Here is a 25391-nt window from a genome sequence, read left to right on the forward strand (position 1 = left end):
CGCCGGGGCAGCGCGCGGTGAGCTTCCACAACCCGAAGATGCCCTGGTCGAAGCTGGAGCAGGTGCTCTCCGGGCGGGCCACGGGTGAGCGGCACCTGCACGTGGTCGACCCGCTCGCGGTCGACGCCGACGGCGGCGACTCACCGGCGTGGAGCCGCAAGCGCCAGGAGTACCGGCCGCCGGAGCTGGACCGGCCGGACGGCGTGGTGCCCTACGCGGAGCTGCACGCGCACTCCAACTTCAGCTTCCTCGACGGCGCCAGCCACCCGGAGGAGCTGGCCGAGGAGGCGGCCCGGCTCGGGCTCACCGCGCTCGCCGTCACCGACCACGACGGCTTCTACGGCGTGGTGCGCTTCGCCGAGGCGGCCCGCGCGCTGCGGCTGCCGACTATCTTCGGCGCGGAGCTGTCCCTCGGGCTGCCCGGCCCGCAGAACGGCGAACCCGACCCGCTCGGCCGGCACCTGCTGGTGCTGGCGCACGGCCACGAGGGGTACGCGCGCCTGGCCGCCACCATCTCCCGGGCCCAGCTGCGCGGCGGGGAGAAGGGCCGCCCGGTCTACGGCGAGCTGGAGGAGATCGCCGCCGAGCTGCGCGACCACGTGCTGGTGCTCACCGGCTGCCGCAAGGGTCATGTGCCCGCCGCGCTGCTCACCGAGGGCGTCGACGCGGCGGCCCGGGAACTGGACCGGCTCACCGCGCTGTTCGGCGCGGAGACGGTGGCGGTGGAGCTGACCGACCACGGCCACCCGGTCGACGCCGACCGCAACGACGCGCTCGCCGACCTGGCCGCCGCGGCCGGGCTGCCCACGGTGGCCACGAACAACGTGCACTACGCCACCCCGGGCCGGCGGCGGCTGGCCACCACCGTCGCGGCGGTCCGGGCCCGGCGCAGCCTCGACGAGATCGACGGCTGGCTGCCCGCCGCGGCCACCGCCCACCTGCGCAGCGGCGCGGAGATGGCGGCGCGCTTCGCCGCGTACCCGGGCGCGGTGGCGCGGGCCGCCGAGTACGGCGCGGAACTCGCCTTCGACCTTCAGCTCGTGGCGCCGAGGCTGCCGGCGTACCCGGTGCCGCCCGGGCACACCGAGATGAGCTGGCTGCGCCGGCTGACCATGGACGGCGCCCGCGAGCGCTACGGCCCGCCCGAGGCGCACCCGGAGGCGTACGCGCAGCTGGAACACGAGCTGCGGATGATCGAGGATCTCGGGTTCCCCGGCTACTTCCTGGTGGTCTACGACATCGTCGCGTTCTGCCGCGCGCAGGACATCTACTGCCAGGGCCGGGGCTCGGCGGCCAACTCGGCGGTCTGCTACGCGCTGCGCATCACCAACGTGGACGCGGTCCGGCACCGGCTGCTGTTCGAGCGGTTCCTCGCCCCGGAACGCGACGGCCCGCCCGACATCGACGTGGACATCGAGTCCGACCGCCGGGAGGAGGTGATCCAGCACGTCTACGCCCGCTACGGCCGGGAGCACACCGCCCAGGTCGCCAACGTCATCTCGTACCGGCCCCGGTCGGCGGTGCGCGACGTCGCCAAGGCGTTCGGCTTCTCGCCCGGCCAGCAGGACGCCTGGAGCAAGCAGATCGACAGGTGGGGCTCGGTCGCCGCGGTCGACGTGGCGGACATCCCCGAGCAGGTGGTCGCGTACGCCAACGAGCTGCAGACGTTCCCCCGGCACCTGGGCATCCACTCCGGCGGCATGGTGATCTGCGACCGGCCGGTGATCGAGGTGTGCCCGGTGGAGTGGGGCCGGATGCCCGGCCGCAGCGTGCTCCAGTGGGACAAGGACGACTGCGCCGCCGTCGGCCTGGTCAAGTTCGACCTGCTCGGCCTCGGCATGCTGTCGGCGCTGCACTACGGCTACGACCTGATCGGCTCCAGCCTCGACCTCGGCGACATGGACCTGGACGACCCCGAGGTCTACGACATGCTCTGCCGGGCCGACTCGGTGGGCGTGTTCCAGGTGGAGAGCCGCGCCCAGATGGCCACGCTGCCCCGGCTCAAGCCGCGCGAGTTCTACGACCTGGTGGTGGAGGTGGCGCTGATCCGGCCCGGCCCGATCCAGGGCGGCTCGGTGCACCCGTACATCCGGCGCAAGAACGGCCAGGAGCCGGTGACGTACGCGCACCCGCTGATGCGCAACGCGCTGGAGAAGACGCTCGGCGTGCCGCTGTTCCAGGAGCAGCTCATGCAGCTCGCCATCGACCTGGCCGGGTTCGACGCGGCCGGGGCCGACCAGCTGCGCCGGGCCATGGGGGCGAAACGGTCGGTGGAACGGATGGCGCAGATCGCCGACCGGCTCTACGCCGGGATGGCCGAGCGGGGCATCACCGGCGAGCTGGCCGACGACGTCTACCGCAAGCTCACCGCGTTCGCCAGCTACGGCTTCCCGGAGAGCCACGCGATGAGCTTCGCCTACCTGGTGTACGCCAGCTCGTGGCTCAAGCGCTACCACCCGGGCCCGTTCCTGGCCGCGTTGCTCAACGCCCAGCCGATGGGTTTCTACTCGCCGCAGACGCTCGCCGACGACGCCCGCCGGCACGGCGTGGAGGTACGCCGGCCGGACATCAACGCCAGCGGCGCCAAGGCGGTGCTGGAGTCCACCCCGGAAACCCGGTGGGGCAGCGTGCCGGGCGAGCCGCCGCACGCGTGGGGGCTGGGCGGCCCGGCGGTACGGCTCGGGCTGGGCAGCGTCCGTACCCTCGGCGAGGACGTGGCCGAGCGGATCGAGGCGGAGCGGGCGGCGCACGGGCCGTACCGGGACATGCCGGACCTGGCCCGCCGCGTCGGTCTCACCGCCGCGCAGCTGGAGGCGCTGGCCACCGCCGACGCGTTCGCCTGTTTCGGGCTGACCCGGCGGCAGGCGCTCTGGGCCGCCGGCGCGGCGGCCCAGGACCGGCCCGGCCGGCTGCCCGGCACGGTGACCGGCGCGGACCCGCCCACCCTGCCCGGCATGGCCGCGGTGGACCGCCTGGTCGCCGACGTCTGGGCCACCGGCCTGTCCCCGGAGAGCCACCCGGCCCGGTTCATCCGGGACCGCCTCGACGCGCTGGGCGCGGTGCCGATCGCCCGGCTCGGCCAGGTGCCGCCCGGGCAGCGGATCCGGGTCGGCGGGATCGTCACCCACCGGCAGCGCCCGGCGACCGCCGGCGGCGTCACGTTCCTCAACCTGGAGGACGAGACCGGAATGCTGAATGTCACTTGCTCCCCGGGGCTGTGGCAGCGCTACCGTCGAATCGCCCGCACCAGTGGAGCACTGGTGGTGCGGGGCCGGTTGCAGCGGCACGAGGGCGTCACGAACCTCACCGCGGACCGGCTGGACGCGATCGAGCCCCCCGTCACGCCGGCATCCAGGGATTTCCGTTGATGGAGTGATCCACATTACGGTTTCCGGGAGCCGGAGGCGGGAGACTCCCGACGCGGGTGGGCAGAGTGGCTCACCCGGGGTATGGGGGATGAACCGATGACCTTTCACCGCACGTACGCCGGTGGCGTAGCCAACGCCCGACGGACCCGCCTCGGCGCCGACTGGGCGCCCACCCACGAGGCCGAGCCGCGGGAATACCAGGTGACCGACGGCCCGGTGGCCAACGACCAGCGCTCCCGCGCCGAGGACGACCCCGCCGGCGGCGGCGAGTCCTGAACCCGGGCCGGGGGGTGACTAGGCTCGGCGCGTGGAGCAGATCCGAACCCTCACCCCCCGCACCGCCGTCATCTGGTCGGTGCTCCGGGCCGAGCTGGACCGGCGGGCCGGCGAACGACTCTCCGTGCTCGACGTCGGCGGCGGGACCGGCGGCTTCGCCGTCCCGCTCGCCGAGGCCGGTCACCGGGTCACGGTTGTCGACGCCAGCCCCGACGCGCTCGCCGCGCTGACCCGCCGGGCCGCCGAGGCCGGGGTCGCCGACCGGGTACGCGCGACGCAGGGCGACGCCGACGCGCTCGCCGGGCTGGTCGAACCGGCCACCGTGGACCTGGTGCTCTGCCACTCCGTCCTCGAAGTCGTCGACGAGCCGGAACCGGTGATCTCCTCGCTGGTCACCGCGTTGCGTCCGGGCGGCGCGGCGAGCGTGCTCGTCGCCGGCCGGGCCGCCGCCGTGTTCGGCCGGGCGATGAACGGGCAACTGGACGCCGCCGCCGCGCTCGCCGCCGACCCGCAGGGCACCACCGGCCGCCGGGACACGCTGCGCCGCCGCTACGACGCCGCCGACGCGAGCGCGCTGCTCACCGCCGCCGGCCTCGCCGTGGAGGAGATCCACGGGGTACGGGTGCTCGCCGACCTGCTTCCGGCCGCCGTGGCCGACGGACAGCCGGCCGCCCTGGTGGAGCTGGAACGGGCGCTCGCGGCCCGGCCGCCGTACCGTGATCTCGCCGCCCAGCTGCACCTGTTCGCCCGCCGCCCGGCATGACCGGCCCGGCTCCCGATCCGACGCCCGGCCCGGCTCCCGGCCCGCTGGACCAGGTGGCGCCGCGCTACGACGGCGGCAGCCTGGCCGACGTGCTGCCCAGCGCGCTGTCAGTGCTCGGCGTGCCCGGCGCGGCCGACCGGCTCGGCCTGGCCCCGCGGCTGGCCGGGGTACGCCGCGTCGCGGTGCTGCTCGTCGACGGCCTCGGCTGGTATCAGATCCCCACCGCCGCCCGGTACGCCCCGACGCTCGCCGGACTGGCCGCCACCACCGGCCGGCCGCTCACCACCGGCTTTCCGTCCACCACCCCGACCAGCCTGGTCAGCCTCGGCACCGGCACCCCGTCGGGCGCGCACGGCGTGCTCGGCTTCACCGTCCGGGTGCCCGGCACCGACCGGGTGCTCAACCACGTCGACTGGGCCGGCGACCCCGACCCGGCGAGCTGGCAGCCGGTACCCACCTGGTACCAGCGGGCCCGCGCCGCCGGCGTCGCCGTGACGGTGGTCAGCCGACCCGAGTTCGCCGGCAGCGGCCTCACGCTCGCCGCCAACCGGGGCGGCGACTACCGGGGCGCGGCCGGCGCCGACGCGCTCGCCGCCCGGATGCTGGCGGCACTGGCCGCCGGGGACGGACCCATGCTCGTCTCCGGGTACCACCCCGACCTGGACCGGCACGGGCACCTCAGCGGCGTCGACTCCGAGCCGTGGCGGCTGGCCGCGGCCGATGTGGACACGCTGCTGGCCCGGCTCGTCGACGGGCTGCCGCCGGACGCCGCGCTGCTGGTCACCGCCGACCACGGCCAGCTCGACGTGCCCGCCGGGCACCGGATCGACCTGGACGCCGACCCCCGGCTGCGCGCCGGGGTACGGGTGGTCGCCGGTGAGCCCCGGGTCCGCTACCTGCACACCGAGCCGGGCGCCGAGGCCGACGTGGTGGCCGCCTGGACCGAGCTGCTGGGCCCGGCCGCGCACGTGCTGACGCGGGCCGAGGCGGTGGCGACCGGCTGGTTCGGGCCGGTGCCGGAGGCGCACCTGACCCGGATCGGCGACGTGGTGGTGGTCTGCCGGGACACGTACGCGGTGGTCGCCACCCGCTCCGAGCCGCCGATGGCGTCGCGGCTGGTGGCGTACCACGGCGCGGACACCGCCGCCGAGATGACCATCCCGCTGCTGGTGATCCGGGGCTGAGCGGGTGGCGCGGCGGGGTTGTCGGACCGGCGGGCTAGCCTGCTGACATGGGCCGCAGCCAGTCGTTGCCCCGAGGCGGTGACCCGCGCTTCGGGGCGGACGCCGACGACACCGGCTGCACCATCCTGCACGTCGACATGGACGCGTTCTACGCCTCGGTCGAGGTGCGTCGCCGCCCCGAGCTGCGCGGGCGGCCGGTGGTGGTGGGCGGCGTCGGCCCGCGCGGCGTGGTCAGCTCCGCCAGCTACGAGGCCCGGCAGTACGGCGTCCGCAGCGCCATGCCCACCTCCCGCGCCCGGGCGCTCTGCCCCGGCGCGGTCTACCTGCCGCCCGACTTCACCGCCTACACCGAGGCGTCGCGCGCGGTCATGCGGATCTTCCGGGACGTCACCCCGCTGGTCGAGCCGCTGTCGCTGGACGAGGCGTTCCTCGACGTGGCCGGCGCCCGCCGGCTGTTCGGGCCGCCCGCCGCCATCGCCCGGCTGATCCGCCGGCGGGTCGCCGAGGAACAGCGGCTGACCTGCTCGGTGGGCGTCGGGCCGAGCAAGTTCGTGGCCAAGCTCGGCTCCACCCGGGCCAAGCCCGACGGCCTGCTCGTGGTCCCGGCCGCCCGGGTCCTGGAGTTCCTGCACCCGCTGCCGGTCTCCGCCCTGTGGGGCGTGGGGGAGCGCTCCGCGGACGCGCTGCGCCGGCTCGGCCTGCGCACCGTACGCGACCTGGCCGAGGCGCCGGCCGGCCTGCTGCGCCGGGCCGTGGGCGAGGCGTCCGCCGCCCACCTGCACGAGCTGGCGTGGGGGCGCGACCCGCGCGGGGTCTCGCCGGAACACGTGGAGAAGTCGATCGGCGCGGAGGTCACGTTCGACATCGACGTGAGCGACCCGGACGAGATCCGGCGATCCCTGCTCGCGCTCGCCGACAAGGCCGGCACCCGGCTGCGGGCGGCCGGGCAGGTGGGCCGTACCGTGTCGCTCAAAGTCCGTTTCGCCGACTTCCGGACGATCAGCCGCTCCCGCACGCTCGCCGTGCCCACCGATACCGCCCGGGAGATGTTCGACACGGCGTGGGCGCTGTGGGAGGCCCTCGCCCCCGGCGAGCCGGTTCGGCTGGTCGGTGTCCGGATGGAAGGTCTCGCCCCCGCGGGGGAGACCCCGCAGCAGCTCACCCTCGGTGCGCCCGAGCGCGGCTGGCGTGAGGCGGAGGCGGCGGCCGACGCGGCGGCCGCCCGATTCGGGCGGTCCGTCATAGGTCCGGCCAGTCTGCTCAGCCGTCGTGATACCCGGCAAGTCGAAAAACCGACCCGGCCGTAGGTCGTCCCGCTTTCCGACGCGCGGGGGCCCTCGTAGACTTGCGGGTAAGCAGCCGGTTGGCTGCCACGGTCTGTCGGCCCGCCCGGGCCGACCAACGTGACCGGGGAGGAGTGCCGTGCCGCTCTCGGAGCACGAGCAGCGGCTGTTCGAGCAGATCGAGCGGTCGCTTGCCGAGGACCCCAAGTTCGCCTCGGCCGTGCGCGCCAGCGACCCGCGTTTCCACGCGCGGCGTCGCGTGCTCGTCGCTGCCGGCGTGGTCGTCGCTGGTCTGGCCCTGTTGATCTATGGTGCCGTGATCAAGATTCCCGCGGTGGCCGTGGCGGGTTTCGTCGTCATGCTGGCCTCGTTGGGCTACGCGGTGCAGTCGCACCGCCGATCCCAGTCGCCCGACCTGCACGTGGTCGGCGGCACAACGAGCCGGCGTCGTCCCCGTGGCCGCAGCAGTGGCCGCCGGGGCTCCTTCCTCGACCGGATGGAGGACCGCTGGCGGCAGCGTCCGGAGGGACACCGCTGACCGCGCTCCGCCCCTGACCGGGGCGGATGTCGCGGCGACGCCCGTCGGCGCTCGCTTCGTCGTGCCCGCTCCACGGCCGACCGATGTCGCCGTCCCGGTCGATTCCGCCGTGCCCGCTGACGTCGTTGGTGGCGGCCGGTGTCGAACTCTCGTGCCCGCTCCGCGGCTGACTGATGTTGCCGCCCCGGTTGACCCTGCCGTGCCTGCTGGTGTTGTCGGCGCCAGCCGGTGGTTGATCTTGCCGTGTCCGCTGCTGTCGTTGGCCGGTGTTGATCTTGGCCGGTCCGCTGCTGTCGTCGGTGACACCCGGTGTGGCGGTGGCCCTTGGCTTCCTGGCCGCGGCGTGAGTCCCGGCCCCGGCTCAGTCCTCGCCGTGTGCGAGTGACAATTCGAGGCGCTGATGCCGCCCTGCTCCCGCCACTGTCCATGGTCGCCGCGCCGTGCCGTGCCGCAGGTTGACCAGGCCTGCGCGTGCGTTTCGTCGGCCGACCATCATCTCCGCGCCTCGCCTCGCGACGGCTCAGGCCAGCCCGGTTCTCCCTCCGCGCCGGCTCGGCACCCGCCCCGCCGCGGTTTCGGAGTCAGCTGCTCAGCGCCCGCGACGATGCCCGCCCTTGATCAGCTCGGCACTTTCGCTTGATCCGCACGGCCCACTGCCTGTTCCGGGTGCCGGGTGAGCGGCTGCAGTTGGCTCCACGGTCCAGGGTTGGCCCAGTCGACCTTGCCGGCTCGTCAGGGCCTACAACTTTGAGATGGATCTTCCGGAGCGCGGGAACCACGAAGATCTTGGTACGAAAGGGCCCCTATAGGGGCCGTTTCCTACCAAGATCTCAAAGCGCTTGGCGCTCCACGCCCTCCCGGCGGGCTGAGCAGTCGGTGATCAAGGAGTTTGCGGCCGGAATTCGGCCTCGCGGAGACACAAACTCCTTGATCAACGGGGAGAGCGGGAACGGGGGGAGAGCGGGGGCGGGGAGAGCGGGGAAGGGCGGGCGGCGGGCGGGGAGGGGGCCGCCCGCCGGCGGGGGAGCGCCGGCGGGCGGAAGGGTCAGCGGGCCGTGCGGCCCGCCAACAGGCGGCGTGGGCTCCAGCGCAGCATCTGCGTCCGGGCCTGCCCGCTCGTGGTGACGATCCGCGCCGACTGCTCGGCCAGCGTGGTGCGCCAGCGTTGCAGCACCGACGGGGGCAGCAGCGCGGCCAGCAGGCGGGTGCGGCGGTCCGCCCCGGCCGCGAGCGCGCCCCGGACCGTCCGCAGCGCCGGCTGCAACTCCGCGCCGGCGAGCGGATCCCGTGCGTACCGGGCTCGTTCCTCGGCGCGGCCCAGCAGCCGTACCCCGGTCGCGGCGTCGCCGTTGTCGGTGAGCGCCTCCCGGGCCAGCCGCTCGGCGGTGGCGCGGGGGGTCTCCGTGCGGTCGACCCGGACGTGGAAGTCGACGAGCGTGTCGAGCAGCTCGTCCCAGGCGGCGTGCGCGTCGGCCCGGGCGGACTCGGCGTCCACGCCGACGACGACCTCCCGTGCCTCGCCCCGCTGGCCGGGCACCGCGAGCGCGGTCGCCGAGGGCGCCCGGACCCGGACGCGCCGGCGGCGGCGCAGGGTGGAGCGGCGCAGGCCCGGTACGGCGAACAGCGCCAGCAGCGCCAGCGCCGCGGCCAGCCACCACGGCCACATCCGGTTCTGCTCGGCCGGGTCGGTCCCGCCCAGGGCCAGGCCCTGGTCGGTGTCCTTGTCGAGCCGGTCCGCCTCGTTCGGGCCGGCCGACGGGTCGGCCGCGCCGGGCGCGACGGTGCTGCCGGGCGACGGGGTGACCTCTTCGGGGGCGTCGGTGTCCGGCGCCCAGGCGGAGCGGACCGAGCCCTGCACGCTCGCCGCCGGGGTGGCGTCGAACGGCACCCAGCCGATTCCGTTGCCGAAGTTGACCTCGGTCCACGCGTGCAGGTTGCGGTTGGTCAGCACATACGTGCCGCCGTCGGCCTTGCTGCCGTTGGTGAAGCCGACCGCCACCCGGGCCGGAATGCCGGCGGCCCGGACCAGCCAGGCCATCGCCGCCGCGTACTGCTGGCAGTAGCCGACCTTGGTGGCGAGGAAGTCGGTGATGTCCTCGCCGCTGCTGCCGTCGCGGGTGGACAGCGAGTAGGTGAAGCCGTTCTCCACCGAGAAGTACTCGTAGATCGCGCGGACCTTGTCGTAGTCGTTCGACTTGCCCTCCACCAGCTTGTCGACGAGTTCCTCGACGGCCGGGACCGACGGCCGGTCGGTCAGCTGCCGCATCACCTGGCTGTCCGAGGGCAGCGACGGGGCGGCGCGCAGCGCCGACGGGCTGAACGTCGAGCGCACGTACTCGAACGAGTAGTTCTTGCCGCGGGCGTTCTCCCGGTTGGAGAAGACGATCTGCTGGCTGGAGTCGTACAGCCAGTTGCCGTTGAGGTCGTCCGCCTTCACCGGGTCGGCGTAGACCGGCAGCAGCGGCATGTTCAGGTTCTTCGACACCTCGACGGTGGCCCGGTAGCGCTGCCGTTCGACGCCACGCGGGGTGCGCTCGCCGGGGTCGGGCAGGCCGCGGGTGACCGGCCGTCCGGTGGGCACACGCGCCTGGAAGCCGCTCGGCCGCAGGTCGTCGACCACGCCGAGGCGCAGGTAGAACGGGCTCGGCTCGTTGGTGCTGACCTTGACCAGCTCGGTTTCCTCGCTCTGGTTGAGCTGGCCGCTGAGCGCCGCGAACAGGTCGATCCGCCCCGGGCTGCCACCCTGGCCGGGCCGGCCGTTGCCCTCACCGGGCCCGGCGCCGACGTTGTTCATCAGCCCGCCGGTCATCCCGGGCACGGCCAGTGGCAGCGCCACCGCCACCGCCACGCCGACCACTGCCAGCCGGCGGCCCGCCGCGGCCAGCGGCGACGCCTCCCAGACGTCGACGTCGCGTCCCTCGCCGGTGAACCGGCGGCCGAACCGGCGTACCCGGTCGACGTTGTCGGTGACCAGCAGCCACAGGTAGCCGGCGGCGCCCACCACGAACGGGGTGGCGGGGACGCTGTCCAGGTAGACCGCCACCGGCACCGAGTAGATGGCGAGCATCGGCAGGCCGGCCAGCGCCGGCCGGCGCAGCCCGACCGAGAGGACGTCCACCACCACGGCGACCGCGCCGATGCCGAGCACCGCGAGGAACAGCAGCGAGTCGACGTCGGGCACCTTCACGCCGTACGAGCGCATGTCCTCCAGCGACGTCTGGAGCAGTTCGCCGAAGTGAGCGAACGTGCCCGGGGTCGGGATGAACGCGAGCAGCTCGGTGCCGCCCGGGAAGATCCACGTCAGGCCCAGGGTCAAACCCGCCAGCATCGCCAGCACCTGACCCCACAGCGGCGCCCGGGCCAGCCGGCTCAACGCGGCCGAGCCGGCCACCACGGCGACCACGATGGTGGCCTGGATCAGCCACGTCCAGCGTTCGAAGATCGCCGACAGCGGCGCCGCCGCCAGCAGGGTCGCCGCCGCAGCGACGAACCCGATGTTGCGATGGGGGGTCACGGGAGCTTCCTTCCGGTCATCGCATGCCTCCGGCGACCGTCTCGGCCAGGGCCGCCCGCAGCGCGAATCCCTGCGATCCGCGCCCGGCCTGCGGCCACAGCGCCGGCAGACGGTTGCCGTGCTCCACCCCGATGACCCGCCAGCCGCTCTGCAGCAGCGCGAGCGCGGCGGCGCCGTGCGCCCGTTCCGCCTCGGTGCGGGCCTTCGGCGGCAGGTTCAGCCAGGTGTTGCTGTCGAGCAGGAACGCCACGCAGGTCGCGCCGCTGCCGCGCAACCCGGCCAGCAGCTCCGCCTCGGCGGCGCCGAGCGTGCCGAGCAACGCAATGATCAGACCGCCGTCGGCCCGCTGCCGGACCTGCTGCACCAGCGTGGTGATCTCGCCGCGCCGGTCCAGGTGCACGTCGGCGAGCTGGTCCAGGAGCAGGCCCTCACCACCGGCCTCGGTCGCCGCGACGTCGGCGCCGTTGCCGGTGACCAGACGCAGTTTGTAGCCGGCATGACGCAGGTGCACGGCGATGCTGGCGGCCGCCGAGACCGCCCACTCGAAGCTCGCCGTCGGCCCCTCGCCCCGGTGCCCGCCGGCGCGGGTGTCGAGCACCACTGTGGCGCGGCTCTCCCACGGCTGCTCCTCGCGGCGCACCATCAGCTCGCCGGTGCGGGCGGTGGACTTCCAGTGCACCCGGCGCAGGTCGTCGCCCATCCGGTACTCCCGGGTGGCGGCGTCGTCCTCGCCGTGCACCGCCACCGAACGGGCCCGGCTGTCGCCGCTGCCGGCGTACTCACCGGGTAGCCGGACCGACGGTAGCGGGGTGACCTGCGGGATCACCGTGAGGTGGTCGGTGCTGGGGAACGACCGGGTCAGCTCGCACAGGCCGAACGGGTCGGTCAGCCGGATCACCAGCGGCCCCACCTCGTAGCGGCCGCGCACGTCCGCCCGGACGGTGTACGCCACGGAGCTGGCCTGGTGCGCGCCGAGCCGCTCCAGCACCACCCGGGGGCGGCTGCCGAGCGCGTACGGCAGCCGGTCCTCCAGCAGCAGCGTGCCGGTGGGCAGCCGGGACAGGTTCTGCAGCCGCAGCACCACCCGGGAGCTGGCCCCGACCGGCACCCGGTGCGGCTCCAGCGACCGGTTGCAGGCCAGCTTGTACCGGCTGCGCCCGACGTACGCGGCGGCCAGCAGCGGCAGCACGGCGAGCAGGACCGCCACCCGGAGCAGGTCCTTCTCGCCCAGGATGCCGGCGGAGATCGCGGCGGCCACCGCGGCCGCCAGGAAGGAGCGGCCGCGGGTGGTCAGCCCACGCAGGCCGTCGCGCACGTCACGGCCTCCGCGGCTCGTACGGCCCGCGGCCGTTGCCGCTGCCGGGCCGGGTGTCGTACGGCGAGCGCTGCCGGTCGTGCGGCAGCGGCAGGCGGTGCACCAGCTCGGCGACGATCGCGTCGGTGGTGCGCCGGGCCAGCTGGGCGTCGGCGGTCGGGATGATCCGGTGCGCCAGCACCGGCACCGCGAGGACCTGGAGGTCGTCCGGCAGCACGTAGTCGCGGCCCTCCAGGGCGGCGACCGCGCGGGCGGTGCGCAGCAGCTGGAGCGTGGCCCGCGGGGACGCGCCCAGACGCAGGTCCGGCGCCTCCCGGGTGGCGGTGACCAGGTCGATCGCGTACTGCTTGACCGCGTCGGCGACGTGCACCTGCCGGACGTGGCCGATCAGCCGGCGGACGGTGGCCGCGTCGGAGACCGGTCGCAGCGCCGGCAGCGGGTCGGTGGCCCCGTGCCCGTCGAGCATGGCCAGCTCCGCCCGCGGGTCGGGGTAGCCCATCGCGATGCGGGCGGTGAACCGGTCCCGCTGCGCCTCGGGGAGCGGGTACGTCCCCTCCATCTCGATCGGGTTCTGCGTCGCGATCACCATGAACGGCGTCTGCAGCTGGTAGGTGACGCCGTCGACGGTGACCTGCCGCTCCTCCATGCACTCCAGCAGCGCCGACTGGGTCTTCGGCGAGGCCCGGTTGATCTCGTCGCCGACCACCAGGTTGGCGAAGACCGCGCCGGGGCGGAACTCGAAGTCGTGCGTCTCCTGGTTGTAGACGCTGACGCCGGTGACGTCGCTGGGAAGCAGATCGGGGGTGAACTGGATCCGCCGGACCGAGCAGTCGATGGAACGCGCCATCGCCTTGGCGAGTTTGGTCTTGCCGACGCCGGGCACGTCCTCGATGAGCAGATGGCCCTCGGCCAGCAGCACCGCCAGGGCGAGCCGGACGGTGGCGGTCTTGCCCTCGATGACCTGCTCGATGTTGGCCACGATGGCCTCGCTGGCGGCACGGAACTCGTCGTGCGGCAGCAGACCGCCCACCTCGTCCCAGGTCTGTTGTGTCACGGGCCTCCTCCTCGTCGCCTGGACGGCAGCTCTGTATAGAGCACCTGGACCCGCCGTTGGGTTCGCGACGCCGAGCCTCGTCTGCCGCAGTAATCTCACTGGCCTCTCAGGCTAACCATGTTTGTCGTTATCGCCGACTCCCGCAGGTGGTCGGTCGGTTACGCCCGGAATATTCGCCGGACCGGGGGACCGGCCGCCGACCCGGAACGGGCGCGCCGACCGGCCGACGGGCGAGGTACACTGCCGTGCATGGCCGGGTTCTTCCTGCTTCTTACCGAGCCGTGTTGATGCGCTGAATGCGCGACAGCACGGCCGCCCCTCCTGCGCGAGGGGCTTTTTTGTGCCCGCAGCAGAGACCTCCCATATTTTTCGAATTGATCCGCGCCGAGGAGACGCCATGAGTGAGGCAGCCGCACCGGCGACCGACATTCCCCCGTTCCGGTACACCGCCGCCCTGGCCGACGAGATCGAGCACCGCTGGCAGGACACCTGGGAGCGGGACGGCACCTTCTACGCGCCGAACCCGACCGGCCCGCTGGCCGATCCGGGTCATCCGCGAGCGGGCGCCGAGAAGCTGTACGTGCTGGACATGTTCCCGTACCCCTCCGGCGCCGGCCTGCACGTCGGCCACCCGCTGGGCTACATCGGCACCGACTGCTACGCCCGCTACCAGCGGATGGCCGGGCGCAACGTGCTGCACGCGATGGGCTTCGACGCGTTCGGCCTGCCCGCCGAGCAGTACGCGGTGCAGACCGGCACCCACCCCCGGACCACCACCGAGGCGAACATCGAGCGGTACCGCGCGCAGCTGCGCCGGCTGGGGCTGGGCCACGACGAGCGGCGTTCGGTGGCGACCATCGACACCGACTTCTACCGCTGGACGCAGTGGATCTTTCTGCAGGTCTTCAACTCCTGGTACGACACCGACGCGAAGCGGGCCCGGCCGATCGCCGAGCTGATCGCCGAGTTCGAGGGCGGCACCCGCGCCACCCCGGACGGGCGCCCGTGGGTCGAGCTGTCAGTGGGGGAGCGGCGGCGCGTCGTCGACGACCACCGCCTGGCGTACGTCTCGGAGGCGCCGGTGAACTGGTGCCCGGGGCTGGGCACCGTGCTGGCCAACGAGGAGGTCACCGCCGACGGCCGTTCCGAGCGCGGCAACTTCCCGGTCTTCAAGCGCAACCTGAAGCAGTGGATGATGCGGATCACCGCGTACGGCGACCGGCTGCTGGAGGACCTGGACACGCTGGACTGGCCGGAGCCGATCAAGCTGCAGCAGCGCAACTGGATCGGCCGGTCGACCGGCGCGCACATCGACTTCCCGACCGACGCGGCCCCGGTGCGCGTGTTCACGACCCGGCCGGACACCGTCTTCGGCGCCACCTACATGGTGCTGGCGCCCGAGCACGAGCTGGTCGACGTGCTGACGCCGGCGGCCTGGCCGGAGGGCACCCGGGACGCCTGGACCGGTGGGCACGGCGGCCCGCGTGAGGCCGTCGAGGCGTACCGGAAGGCCGCCGCGGCCAAGACGGACGTGGAGCGGCAGGCGGACAGCAAGGAGAAGACCGGCGTCTTCGTCGGCGCCTACGCCACCAACCCGGTGACCGGCGGGCAGATCCCGATCTTCATCGCCGACTACGTGCTGGCCGGGTACGGCACCGGCGCGATCATGGCGGTGCCCGCCCAGGACGAGCGGGACTGGGCCTTCGCCGAGGTCTTCGAGCTGCCGATCGTGCGGACCGTGCAGCCGCCGGAGGGCTTCGACGGCAAGGCGTACACCGGGGACGGCCCGGCGATCAACAGCGCCGCGCCGGAGCGCGGCATCGACCTGAACGGCCTGGGCGTGGCCGACGCCAAGGCCCGCATCATCGAGTGGCTGGAGGCAGGCGGGCACGGCGCCGGGGCGGTCACCTGGCGGCTGCGCGACTGGCTGTTCTCCCGGCAGCGCTACTGGGGCGAGCCTTTCCCGATCGTGTACGACGAGTCCGGCGCGCCGATCGCGCTGCCCGATTCGATGCTGCCGGTCGAGCTGCCCGAGGTGGAGGACTTCTCGCCGAAGACGTTCGACGCCGACGACGCCGACAGCAACCCGGAGACCCCGCTGTCGCGGCGCCGCGACTGGGTGGAGGTGGAGCTGGACCTGGGTGACGGGCCCAAGCGCTACACCCGCGAGACCAACGTGATGCCGCAGTGGGCCGGCTCCTGCTGGTACGAGCTGCGCTACCTGGACCCGACCGACTCGCAGCGCTTCGCCGACCCGGAGAACGAGGCGTACTGGATGGGGCCGCGCCGCGACGGCGACTGCGGCGGCACCGACCTGTACGTCGGCGGCGCCGAGCACGCCGTGCTGCACCTGCTGTACGCGCGCTTCTGGCACAAGGTGCTGTACGACCTGGGCCACGTCTCGTCGTTCGAGCCGTTCCGCCGCCTGTTCAACCAGGGCATGATCCAGGCGTACGCGTTCGTCGACCCGCGCGGCGCCTACGTGCCCGCCGAGGAGGTCGTCGAGGTCGACGGCCGCTGGTTCCACGGCGAGACCGAGGTCCGGCGCGAGTACGGCAAGATGGGCAAGTCGCTGAAGAACGTCGTCACCCCGGACGACATGTGCGCGGCGTACGGCGCGGACACGTTCCGGGTGTACGAGATGTCGATGGGCCCGCTGGAGGTGTCCCGCCCGTGGGAGACCCGGGCGGTCGTCGGCTCGTACCGGTTCCTGCAGCGGGTCTGGCGCACCGTCGTCGACGAGCAGACCGGGCAGCTGCGGGTCACCGACGCGCCGGCCGACGAGGCGACCCGACGGCTGCTGCACAAGGCGATCGACGGGGTCCGCGCCGACATGGACGGCATCCGCTTCAACACGGCCATCGCCAAGCTGATCGAGCTGACCAACGGCCTGATCCGGCTGGCGGAGACCCCGCGTGAGGTGGCCGAGCCGCTGGTGCTGATGGTCGCCCCGTTCGCCCCGCACATGGCCGAGGAGCTGTGGCACAAGCTGGGCCACGGGGAATCGCTGACGTACGCGGACTTCCCGGTCGCCGACCCGGCGCTGCTGGTGGCCGAGTCGGTCACCTATCCGGTGCAGGTCAACGGCAAGGTCCGCGGCCGGGTCGAGGTGCCGGCCGACGCGACCGAGGAGACCGTCCGCGCGGTGGCGCTGGAGGCGGTGGCCGGCGCGCTGGCCGGCAAGGAGCCGCGCAAGGTGATCGTGGTGAAGGGCCGGATGGTCTCGGTCGTCGCCTGACCGCTGCCGGCATGCCCGCGACGCGTCACGGGCATGCCGGCAGCGGCGGCAGCCGGTCGAGGAGCAGCAGCGAGTACGCGTGCCGTTCCGCCGGGACGGAGTTGTCGTCCTGGTTCATCAGCAGCGCCGAGCCCGAGACCGCCGCCTCGGCGTGGTCCGCGGTCAGCCGGGCGTACGAGCCGGTCCGCAGGTCGGCCACGTACCAGCCCAGGTTGTACTGGAAGACCACCAGGTCGCCGACGACCGCGGGTCTGGCGACCCGGCTCACGGCGCCGCCGGCCGGGGGCACGGGGCTCGGCGGGACAGCGGGCCCGCCGGACGCCGGTACCGGGGTGGACAGCGCCGCCGACAGGACCCGGACGGGTCCGTTCCAGTCCCACCGCCAGACGTTCAGCTCACCCTCGCCCGGGGAGATCCAGGCCATGGTACGGCCGTCGGTCGTCATGTCCGGCGCTTCGACCCGGCCGAGGAAGGCCCCGTGCCGGGAGACCGTGCTCCCGCTCGGACGGAAGGTGTTCAGACGGCGCTCCGACCAGTTGTGCCAGAGCAGGTCGGCGCCGCGGAACCCGACGGCGCTCACCCGGCCGACGGCCACCCTGCGGGCCGTTCCGGCCGCCAGGTCGTGCACGGCCACCTCGGTCCGGTACTGGTCGACGACCCGGGTCACGGCGAGTTTCCCGTCGTACAGGTGGAACGGACGGGCACCCTGCACGGCGCCGGTGACCTGCCGCGGCTCACCCCCCGTCTGCGCGTCCCAGACGAAGATCTCGGCGTCACCACCCGCGTGCGGCGCGGGCCGGCGGAGGTCGGTGCGCGCGTAGACCAGCCAACGACCGTCGAACTCCCCCAGCAGCGGGAGGGTGAACCGGTCCGGCATGGTGGTCACGATCCGCCGGTCGCCGTTGCGCTCCTGCTTGACCAGCAGCGCCGGGAGGCCGTCGCGCTGCACCGTGGCGAACGCGGAGCGGCCGTCCGGCGCCGGGGCGAGCGCCACCCACCGTTCCCCGGGCTTCCGCGGCAGGCGACCGTCCCGGAACGCGTCCTGCCAGCTCTGCGGCACGGCGACCGGGCAGAAGTCGCTACCCGGCGCGGCGGTCACCTGCGACGAGGGCAGGTGCTCGGTTCCCGAGGGGAGGGCCACGTTGTCCGGGACGCACGCGGTGAGCAGCGTCGCCGTGAGGGCCGCCGCGAGGACGGCCGGGGTCCGGGAGCGGGTCGCGGCGCGGGGCGGGAGCCTCATGCCCGCGAATGGTAGGCAGCGCGGGCAACGGGCCGGGCCCGGCGCGCGGGTCAGGTCGCGCGGCGTCGCCGTTCCGCCCGCCACCATCGGTGGACCAGCAGCACGCTGGCGATCAGGCCGAGGCTGGCCGGCGCGGCGGCGTACCAGTTGATCGACCCGGGACTGGTCGCGGCGGCGCCGATCGCCGCGTACCCGATGGCGGTGGGGGCGGAGGCGATCACACTGCCGGCCAGGAACGGCGCCACCCGGGCGGCGGTGGTGCCGTAGCCGTAGCTGACCAGGCCGAAACCGGCGATCGGCAGCAGCCGTACGGTGATCACGCCGACGACGCTCTGCCGGGCGAACCAGCCGTCGAGGCGGGCCAGCCGGCCGCGGACCCGCTCGGCGACGAAGTCGCGCCCGAGCACCCGGCCCACCGTGAAGCCGATGGCCGCCGCGAGCAGCGCCGCGCCGAGCGCGTACGCGGCGCCCTGCACCGGGCCGAAGATCGCGCCGGCGGCCAGCGTGACGAACGTGCGCGGCACCAGCGCCACCAGCAGCAGCGCGCCGCCGATCACCGCCGCGGGCGGGCCGTAGTCGCCGAGCGAGTCGGCGAGCCGGGGCAGGTCGGCCGGGTCCGGCCGGGGCACCAGCAGCAGCGTCACGCCGAACCCGGCGAGCAGCAGCAGAAGCAGCCCGAACCGGCGCGCCGAGGGCTGCCGCAGCAACCCGGCGAGCCGGCGGGCCACCGGTCGCCGCCCCGGCCGGGCGGCGTCGGTCACGGCCTCGGGGCGGCGGCCACCGCGGCGCGGCGCTCGGAGCGGAGCCGGTCGGCCCAGGTGTCGTCGAGCGGGGGAAGCTGGTGGATGCCGGTGGCCCAGCGCAGCAGCAGGTCCGCCAGGTCGGGGTTGCGCGCCAGCGCCGGGCCGTGCGAGTAGGTGCCGAGCAGCTTGCCCCGCCACGCGCCCTCGGTGGCGCCGTCGTTGCCGACGCCCGCGGTGACCCGGGCCAGCGGGGACACGCCCGGGCCGAGGTGGGTACGGCCGCCGTGGTTCTCGAACCCGGACAGGTGCGGGATGCCCAGCCGCGGGTCGACCTCGCCGGCCAGCTCGCCGACGGCCCGGGTGGGACCGCGGTCGGAGGAGAGGTCGAGCAGTTCCAGGCCGGCGCAGCGGGTGCCCTTGGCGAAGAAGGAGGTGCCGAGCAGCTGGTAGCCGGCGCAGACGCCGAAGACCACCGAGCCCTGGGCCACCGCCCGGTGCAGGCCGCCGTCGGCGATCAGGCGCTGGGCGCCCAGCGCCTGCGGGCCGTCCTCGCCGCCGCCGATCAGGTAGATGTCGGCGGTGGCGGGCAGCCGCTGGTCGGAGCGGACCTCCAGCACCTCGACCGGCATGCCGCGCAGCTGGGCCCGGCGGGCCAGGATCAGCGCGTTGCCCCGGTCGCCGTAGGTGGACAGCAGGTCGGGATAGATCCAGACGATGCGCAGGCTCTCAGTTGACACGGTCCAGCTCCGCTCGGATGTCCTGGAAGGCGGTGTAGTTGGCGATGACCTCCAGCCGGCCCGGCGGCACCGCGCGGACGGCGTCGTCGAAGCTGCGGACGTGCTGGAACGGCACGCCGTTGACCTCCAGCCGCACCGCCAGGTCGTACGCCCGGTCGCCGGTGATCAGCACCTGCCGGCCGGTCAGCGGGGAGAAGTCCACGTCGAACAGCCAGGACGTGTCCAGCCCGTCGGGGTCGCGCGCGTTGATGGACAGCAGTGTCGGCGCGACGTCGGCCATGTCGAACGCCTCCAGCCAGCTCGCCGGGTTCTTCGCCAGCAGCAGCCGGATGTTGCGCCCGTCGCGGTCCACCTGGGCGTAGCGGCCGGCCACCGAGGTGACGCTGCCGAGCCGGGAGACCGCGTCCACCGGGCGTACGCCGAACTCGGCGGCGACCGCGAGGGCGGTGGCCGCGTTGCCGAGGTTGACCTTGCCGGGAAGCTGGAGCTGGATCTTGTGCCAGGCGCCGGTGGGGTCGAGCACGCCGTCGTCCTCGACCGTCCAGTTCGGCTCGGGGCGGCGCAGCGGGCAGCCGGTGCACCACCACTGCTCACCGGAGCGCTGGATGGTGGAGCCGCACTCGGGGCAGACCCAGGAGTCGTCGTGCCAGCGCTGCCCGGCGCTGAACCAGGTGACGTGCGGCGGCACGTGGCCCTGGGCCGGGTCGGCCGGCGGGCAGGCGGCCCACACCACCATCGGGTCGTCGGCGTTGGCGACCACCCGTACCCGCGGGTGCCGGACCAGGGCGGCGCGCCAGAGCTGCGCCATCATGGCGACCTCCTTGGCCCGGTCGAGCTGGTCGCGGGAGAGGTTGAGCAGCGCCACCACGTGCGGCTCGGTCGCCTCCAGCACCTGGGCGAGGTAGTGCTCGTCCACCTCCAGCACCGCGTACGGCGTGCTGCCGGCCTTTGCCAGCGCCGAGGTGTGGCCGGTGGGCATGTTCGCGCCGAAGGAGTTGGTGGCGACCCGCCCCAGCACGCCGACTGCGGCGGTGGTGAGCCGGGTGGTGGTGGTCTTGCCGTTGGTGCCGGACACCAGGGCGATGGCCCGCCCGGCCGAGAGGTGGGCGAGCAGGTCCGGGTCGATCTTGAGGCCGATCCAGCCGCCGATCACCGATCCGTCGCCACGGCCCGCGGCCCGCGACAGCGCCGCGGCGGTGCGCGACACGGAGCTGGCCACCTTTGCCCGCAAGGGCATCTTCGCGTCCGTCACGCGAGCGAGGTTACCGGACCGCCACCCCCACCAGATCGCCGCCGACGGCGAACCGTTCGGCCGGGGACGGCCCGGCGGACGGCCGGAGCGCGCTGGGCCGGACGGCGTCGGTCGATGTCGGGTAGCGGACGGTGCCGGGCGCTCCCCACCTCCTCCACCGCGCCCCACCCACGTTGACGTGCGGTTTTGCGCGCGGAAACGCCACGCCACGCGGGCGATTCTGGTTGCAGGTGGAGGGAAGTGGAGTAGAGTGGGGCGCGATGGTGAGGCCGGGAGGGCCACACCGGCCCGGGGGGTCAGCGGCGCCGCGAACGCCGCTCAGGGCGAGGGGGTTGGGCCGATGTTCCTCGGCACCCACACTCCGCGCCTGGACGACAAAGGCCGGTTGATCCTGCCGGCGAAGTTCCGGGACGAACTGGCGGGGGGTGTCGTGATCACCAAAGGGCAGGAGCGCTGTCTCTACGTCTTCCCGATGCCCGAGTTCCAGCGGATCGCCGACCAGTTGCGCGCGCAGCCGATGACGAGCAAGGCGGCCCGGGCCTACAGCCGGGTCTTCTTCGCCAGCGCGCACGACGAGGTGCCGGACAAGCAGGGGCGGGTCACCATTCCCGGCCACCTGCGGTCGTACGCGGCACTGGACCGGGATCTGGTCGTGATCGGGGCGAGCACCCGGGTGGAGATCTGGGACAGGGCGGCCTGGGAGGCCTACCTCGCGGAGAGCGAAGACGACTTCGCCGACATCGAGGAGGGGGTGCTGCCCGGCGGTCTGTAGGGCGTGACGGCGCCCGACGTACTGCGAGATCTCCAGCCGCTTTCGAGTTCCTGGCACCCCTTCCCCGGTGCCAGGCGCACGATCCGACACGGAGGGCCGCGGCCTCCGGCGGGCGGGAGCGGATGGGGATCTGGCGGTATGGCGAGGCGTCGTGGCGACGACGGACACGTGAGGGAACGGTTGGCGAACGGGGTGGGGGTCGAGATGGGGGAGCTACGCGGCACGCACGTGCCGGTGCTGCTCGAGCGGTGTCTCGAGCTGCTGGCCCCCGCACTGGGCCGGCCCGGTCGCACCGTCCACGTCGACGCCACGCTCGGCCTGGCCGGGCACGCCGAGGCGGTGCTCACGGCGCATCCGGACACGGTGCTGATCGGCCTGGACCGGGACACCGAGGCGCTCGCCCACGCGCGGGTCCGCCTGGCCCGGTTCGCCGACCGGATCCACCTGGAGCACGCCGTCTACGACGAGCTGCCCGAGGTGCTCGACCGGCTCGGTTACCCGGCGATCGACGGGGTGCTGTTCGACCTCGGCGTCTCGTCCCTGCAACTCGACGCGCCCGACCGCGGGTTCGCGTACGCGCAGGACGCGCCGCTGGACATGCGGATGGACCAGACCCGGGGAGTGACCGCCGAGGAGGTCGTCAACACCTACTCCCACCCGGACCTGGCCCGCCTGCTGCGGGTGTACGGCGAGGAGAAGTTCGCCGGGAAGATCGCCTCGGCGATCATCCGCGAACGGGAGCGGGCCCGGATCACGTCGTCGGCCCGGCTGGCCGAGCTGGTCCGGGAGAGCATTCCGGCACCGGCGCGACGAACCGGTGGACACCCGGCAAAGAGAACGTTTCAGGCTTTGAGGATCGAGGTAAACAGAGAGCTGGCAGCGCTGGAGACAGCGCTGCCGGCCGCTCTGGACAAGCTCACAGTGGGCGGCCGCATGGTGGTCCTGTCCTACCACTCGCTGGAGGACCGGCTCACCAAGCACGCGCTCGCCGACCGGGTCCGCAGTAAGGGCCCGGTCGACCTCCCGGTCGAACTGCCCGGGTCGGGCCCGACGTTCCGGCTGTTGAGCCGGGGCGCCGAGCTGCCCGGGGAGGCGGAGGTGGCCGCGAACCCGCGCGCCGCCTCGGTGCGGCTGCGGGCCGCGGAAAGGCTCGACCCGGAGGCGGCCCAGCAGGGGTGTACCGACCGCGAACGGTACCGCCGCCGGGTGAAGGCGATGCACCAACCGGGGACGGGGTCACCGGGGTCCGTGGCGGACCCCGCGTCGGCCCCGGGGGACGGGATCGGGACGGACGAGGAGGGGGAGGGGACATGAACGTCGAGAAGCGCGACGGCCGGGGAGCCGTCGGGCAGCGCGCACCGCGGTCGGGGGGCCGGACCGCGGCGCAGCGCACCACGCGGGACACGACTTCGACCGACCGCCGGGAGGACACTCGCGCCCGGGGGGCGCGCGAGTTCCCGACGCAGGGCAGCGCCGCCCTGCGTCCGGCCGAGCGGACCCGGGTCACCGGCACGCCGGCGCCGCGCCTGCGGGTCGCCCCGCCGGCGCCGATCCGGGTGCCCCGGGCGCCCTTCGTCGCACTGATCCTGGTGCTCGTGGTCGGTGGGGTGCTGGGCATCCTGGCCGTCAACACCAAGATCAACGAGAACGCCTTCAAGCTGGAGAAGCTCCAGCAGCAGCAGGCCAAGCTCGACGTGGACGAGCAGGAGCTGAAGAAGGAGATCGCGGAGCAGAAGGCGCCGGGCAACCTGACCGCCAACGCCCGCAAGCTGGGCCTGGTCGAGTCCGAGGACCCGGCCTACATCCGGCTGCCGGACGGGCAGACCATCGGGGTGCCGCACCCCGCCCAGGGCGCCCCGTCCGTCACCAGTCAGCAGGGCAACGGAGGCTGAGCGGTGCCGCCGAGATCGGAGGATCCGCGCCGGGACGCCACGGGCTCCCGGCGCGGATCGTCGCGGGGGTCGGAGCCGCGCGAGCCGGGCCTCGGCGGGATCTCCGACGCCCGGGCGTACACCCCACGCGGGCGGACCGTGCGCGAGGGCGGCGGCGCCGAGCAACGGCGTACCCCCCGCAGCACCCGGTCCGGCGACCCGTTCCGGCCCGCGTTGCAGGTGCTCGACGGCGGCCGGACCGGGCGCGGCGGCACACGCGAGGCCGCGGGTGACGGCGGCCGGACCGGCCGCCGGGCCACCCGCGCGGGCGTGGTGCGGACCGTCTCGTCCCGCCCGGTGCGGGAGCCGTTCGACGACGAGGACGACGCGCCGCCGCCGCCGCGCCGCCGGTCCCAGCCGCGCCGACCGGCCGCCCAGCCGCGCCGCCCGGTCCGCAAGCCGCGCCGGCCGCCGCGACTCGGCGACCCGCGCCGGCGGCTGCGCCTCGGCACGCTGCTGGCGCTGACGTTGTTCGCCAGCATCGGCGTGCGGCTGGTCTACCTCCAGGCCGTCGACACCCCGGCGTACGCCGACGGCGGCCTGCCCAACCGGCTCGCCGTGGTCGAGCTGCCGGCCCCGCGCGGGGCGATCCTCGACCGCAACGGCGAGCCGCTGGCGCACAGCGTCGAGGCCCGGTACGTGTTCGCCGACCCGACCCGGGTCAAGGACCGGTTCGCCACCGCGCGCCAGCTGTCCCCGCTGCTCGGCGTGCCCGTCTCGGATCTGGCCGAGAAGATGCGCGAGCGCACCCTGCCCGGCACCGACACCCCGTTGCAGTTCGTCTACCTGGCCCGGGGCGTCGAGATCAGCACCGCGAAGAAGATCATGGCGCTCGACCTGGCCGGCATCAACGTGCACCGCGACGAGCGGCGCGAGGTGCCCGGCGGCGACCTGGCCGCCAACCTGCTCGGCTTCGTCAGCCAGGACATGAACGGCCTGGAAGGGCTGGAGGCCAGGTACGACGAGGTGCTGCGGGGACAGGCCGGCAAACGGACCTACGAGGTGGGCCAGGGCGACCTGGCCGCGCCCATCCCGGGCGGCTACAGCCGGACCACCCAGCCGAAGCCGGGCAGCTCGCTGCAACTCACAGTCGACCGGGACCTGCAGTTCATGACGCAGCGGATCCTGGCGAAGCAGACGGAGAAGGTGAAGGGCAGCGTCGGCGCGGCGGTGATCATCGAGATCCCCAGCGGTGAGGTGCTGGCCCAGGCCAGCCAGCCGACGTACGACGCGGCCAACCCCACCAAGGTCACCTCGCCGTCGGACCGGGACGACGCGGCCACCACGTTCGTGGTCGACCCGGGCTCGATCCACAAGGCGATCACCTTCGGCGCGGCGCTCCAGGAAGGCGTGATCACCCCGGACACCGCGTTCCCGGTCGCCAACACCATCGAACGGGGCGGGGTCACCTTCCGCGACACCCACCCGGTCGGCGGACGCACCCTGAGCATCCCCGGCATGCTCGCCTTCTCGTCGAACGTCGGCACCATCGAGATCGGCGAGCGGCTGGGCAAGGAACGGCTGTTCGACTACCAGAAGCGGTTCGGGCTGGGCCAGGCGACAGGTGAGGGCATGCCGGGTGAGGCGCCCGGCCGGCTGCTCCCGCCCGACCAGTGGAGCGGCTCGGCGTACGGGTCGGTGCCGATCGGGCACAGCGTGGACGCCACGCCGCTGCAGATGGCTGCCGCGTACGCCGCGATCGCCAACAACGGCACGTACGTGCAGCCGCACCTGGTCAAGGAGACCGTCGGCGCGGACGGCGATCGCAGCCCCGCCGCGAAGCCGACCACCCGGTCCGTGCTCAGCCCGGCCAACGCGGCCGCGCTGCGCCGGATGATGGAGGCGGTCACCACCGTCGACGGCCCGGACGGGCAGGCCACTGGGCTGGCCGCCGCCGTGCCCGGCTACCGGGTGGCCGGAAAGACCGGCACCGGGCTGCGCTACGACAACGGCAAGCAGCAGCCCGGCGAGGTCGGCTCGTTCATCGGCATGGCCCCGGCGGAGAACCCCCGGTACGTGGTGGCGGTCTTCGTCTGGAGCCCCGGCGGCGGTGGTGGCGCGGTGGCCGCGCCCGCGTTCCGGGAGATGATGGGCTTCACTCTCCGCCACTACCGGGTGCCGCCGTCGCTGACCAACAAGTCCCCGAAGTTCGAGGTCTTTCCGCGCTGAGCGGGGACGGCGGG

Annotated in this window: 18 protein-coding genes; 11 read left to right on the top strand and 7 right to left on the bottom strand. The window is 74.0% G+C overall.

Features of this window, described 5'->3' with window-relative positions; translation table 11 throughout:
- The first annotated feature begins 17 nt into the window (after positions 1-17).
- The 6 genes from ACSDG8_RS26100 to ACSDG8_RS26125 all read left to right on the top strand — a co-directional run bounded on the left by ACSDG8_RS26100 (position 18) and on the right by ACSDG8_RS26125 (position 7412).
- Positions 18-3368 carry an error-prone DNA polymerase gene (locus ACSDG8_RS26100; RefSeq protein WP_210897293.1) on the top strand — a complete coding sequence of 1117 codons (3351 nt, stop codon included), beginning with the start codon at positions 18-20 and terminating at the stop codon, positions 3366-3368.
- 96 nt (positions 3369-3464) lie between these two features.
- A complete protein-coding gene (locus tag ACSDG8_RS26105; protein ID WP_030500224.1) occupies positions 3465-3644 on the top strand; it encodes a hypothetical protein in 180 nt (59 codons plus the stop codon).
- Positions 3645-3675: 31 nt separating this feature from the next.
- On the top strand, positions 3676-4407 hold the full coding sequence (locus tag ACSDG8_RS26110; RefSeq protein ID WP_210897295.1) for a methyltransferase domain-containing protein: 732 nt from the start codon (positions 3676-3678) through the stop codon (positions 4405-4407).
- Positions 4404-5591 (top strand): alkaline phosphatase family protein, encoded by a 1188-nt coding sequence (locus ACSDG8_RS26115; RefSeq protein ID WP_210897297.1) that lies wholly within the window; start codon positions 4404-4406, stop codon positions 5589-5591. Before ACSDG8_RS26110 ends, ACSDG8_RS26115 begins: the two co-directional genes overlap by 4 nt.
- A 47-nt stretch (positions 5592-5638) precedes the next feature.
- Positions 5639-6898 carry a DNA polymerase IV gene (locus ACSDG8_RS26120; protein WP_210942819.1) on the top strand — a complete coding sequence of 420 codons (1260 nt, stop codon included), beginning with the start codon at positions 5639-5641 and terminating at the stop codon, positions 6896-6898.
- A gap of 115 nt (positions 6899-7013) precedes the next feature.
- Complete coding sequence (locus tag ACSDG8_RS26125; RefSeq protein ID WP_030500228.1) at positions 7014-7412, top strand: DUF3040 domain-containing protein; 399 nt, start codon at positions 7014-7016, stop codon at positions 7410-7412.
- A gap of 1045 nt (positions 7413-8457) precedes the next feature.
- On the opposite strand, the gene ACSDG8_RS26130 is transcribed toward ACSDG8_RS26125, so the two are convergent.
- From ACSDG8_RS26130 to ACSDG8_RS26140, 3 genes are read right to left on the bottom strand one after another with little or no spacing between them, the layout of a single operon-like run.
- A complete protein-coding gene (locus ACSDG8_RS26130; protein WP_210943287.1) occupies positions 8458-10926 on the bottom strand; it encodes a transglutaminase TgpA family protein in 2469 nt (822 codons plus the stop codon).
- Between the two features lie 16 nt (positions 10927-10942).
- Positions 10943-12241 (bottom strand): DUF58 domain-containing protein, encoded by a 1299-nt coding sequence (locus tag ACSDG8_RS26135; protein WP_210897304.1) that lies wholly within the window; start codon positions 12239-12241, stop codon positions 10943-10945.
- Between the two features lies 1 nt (position 12242).
- Positions 12243-13295, bottom strand: a complete 1053-nt coding sequence (locus ACSDG8_RS26140) for an AAA family ATPase (RefSeq protein ID WP_210897306.1) — start codon at positions 13293-13295, stop codon at positions 12243-12245.
- Positions 13296-13692: 397 nt separating this feature from the next.
- Here ACSDG8_RS26140 and leuS point away from each other — a divergent pair, with 397 nt between their 5' ends.
- Positions 13693-16533 (top strand): leucine--tRNA ligase, encoded by a 2841-nt coding sequence (gene leuS / locus ACSDG8_RS26145; RefSeq protein WP_210897307.1) that lies wholly within the window; start codon positions 13693-13695, stop codon positions 16531-16533.
- Positions 16534-16558: 25 nt separating this feature from the next.
- Here leuS and ACSDG8_RS26150 read toward each other — a convergent pair whose 3' ends face one another.
- The 4 genes from ACSDG8_RS26150 to ACSDG8_RS26165 are packed head-to-tail and all read right to left on the bottom strand — an operon-like array spanning position 16559 to position 20490.
- Positions 16559-17773 carry a TolB family protein gene (locus ACSDG8_RS26150; protein WP_439427300.1) on the bottom strand — a complete coding sequence of 405 codons (1215 nt, stop codon included), beginning with the start codon at positions 17771-17773 and terminating at the stop codon, positions 16559-16561.
- A gap of 50 nt (positions 17774-17823) precedes the next feature.
- Complete coding sequence (locus tag ACSDG8_RS26155; RefSeq protein ID WP_374223575.1) at positions 17824-18501, bottom strand: TVP38/TMEM64 family protein; 678 nt, start codon at positions 18499-18501, stop codon at positions 17824-17826.
- A gap of 29 nt (positions 18502-18530) precedes the next feature.
- On the bottom strand, positions 18531-19253 hold the full coding sequence (locus tag ACSDG8_RS26160) for a type 1 glutamine amidotransferase (protein ID WP_210897311.1): 723 nt from the start codon (positions 19251-19253) through the stop codon (positions 18531-18533).
- The gene (locus ACSDG8_RS26165) at positions 19243-20490 is read right to left on the bottom strand and encodes a MurT ligase domain-containing protein (protein WP_210897497.1); all 1248 of its coding nucleotides are present in this window, start codon (positions 20488-20490) and stop codon (positions 19243-19245) included. Before ACSDG8_RS26165 ends, ACSDG8_RS26160 begins: the two co-directional genes overlap by 11 nt.
- A gap of 355 nt (positions 20491-20845) precedes the next feature.
- On the opposite strand from ACSDG8_RS26165, the gene mraZ reads away from it, so the two are divergent.
- From mraZ to ACSDG8_RS26185, 4 genes are all read left to right on the top strand, one after another.
- Complete coding sequence (gene mraZ, locus ACSDG8_RS26170; protein ID WP_073831045.1) at positions 20846-21277, top strand: division/cell wall cluster transcriptional repressor MraZ; 432 nt, start codon at positions 20846-20848, stop codon at positions 21275-21277.
- A 204-nt stretch (positions 21278-21481) separates the two neighbouring features.
- Positions 21482-22591: a 16S rRNA (cytosine(1402)-N(4))-methyltransferase RsmH gene (gene rsmH, locus ACSDG8_RS26175; RefSeq protein ID WP_210897499.1), complete on the top strand. Its 1110-nt coding sequence runs from the start codon at positions 21482-21484 to the stop codon at positions 22589-22591.
- Positions 22588-23169 (top strand): hypothetical protein, encoded by a 582-nt coding sequence (locus ACSDG8_RS26180; protein ID WP_210897313.1) that lies wholly within the window; start codon positions 22588-22590, stop codon positions 23167-23169. The genes rsmH and ACSDG8_RS26180 overlap by 4 nt, the downstream gene beginning before the upstream one ends.
- Before the next feature lie 3 nt (positions 23170-23172).
- Complete coding sequence (locus ACSDG8_RS26185) at positions 23173-25377, top strand: peptidoglycan D,D-transpeptidase FtsI family protein (RefSeq protein WP_210897315.1); 2205 nt, start codon at positions 23173-23175, stop codon at positions 25375-25377.
- Positions 25378-25391 lie beyond the last annotated feature (14 nt).

Source organism: Micromonospora sp. LA-10 (assembly GCF_051853095.1).
In the GTDB taxonomy this organism is placed as follows: Bacteria; Actinomycetota; Actinomycetes; order Mycobacteriales; family Micromonosporaceae; genus Micromonospora; species Micromonospora echinospora_A.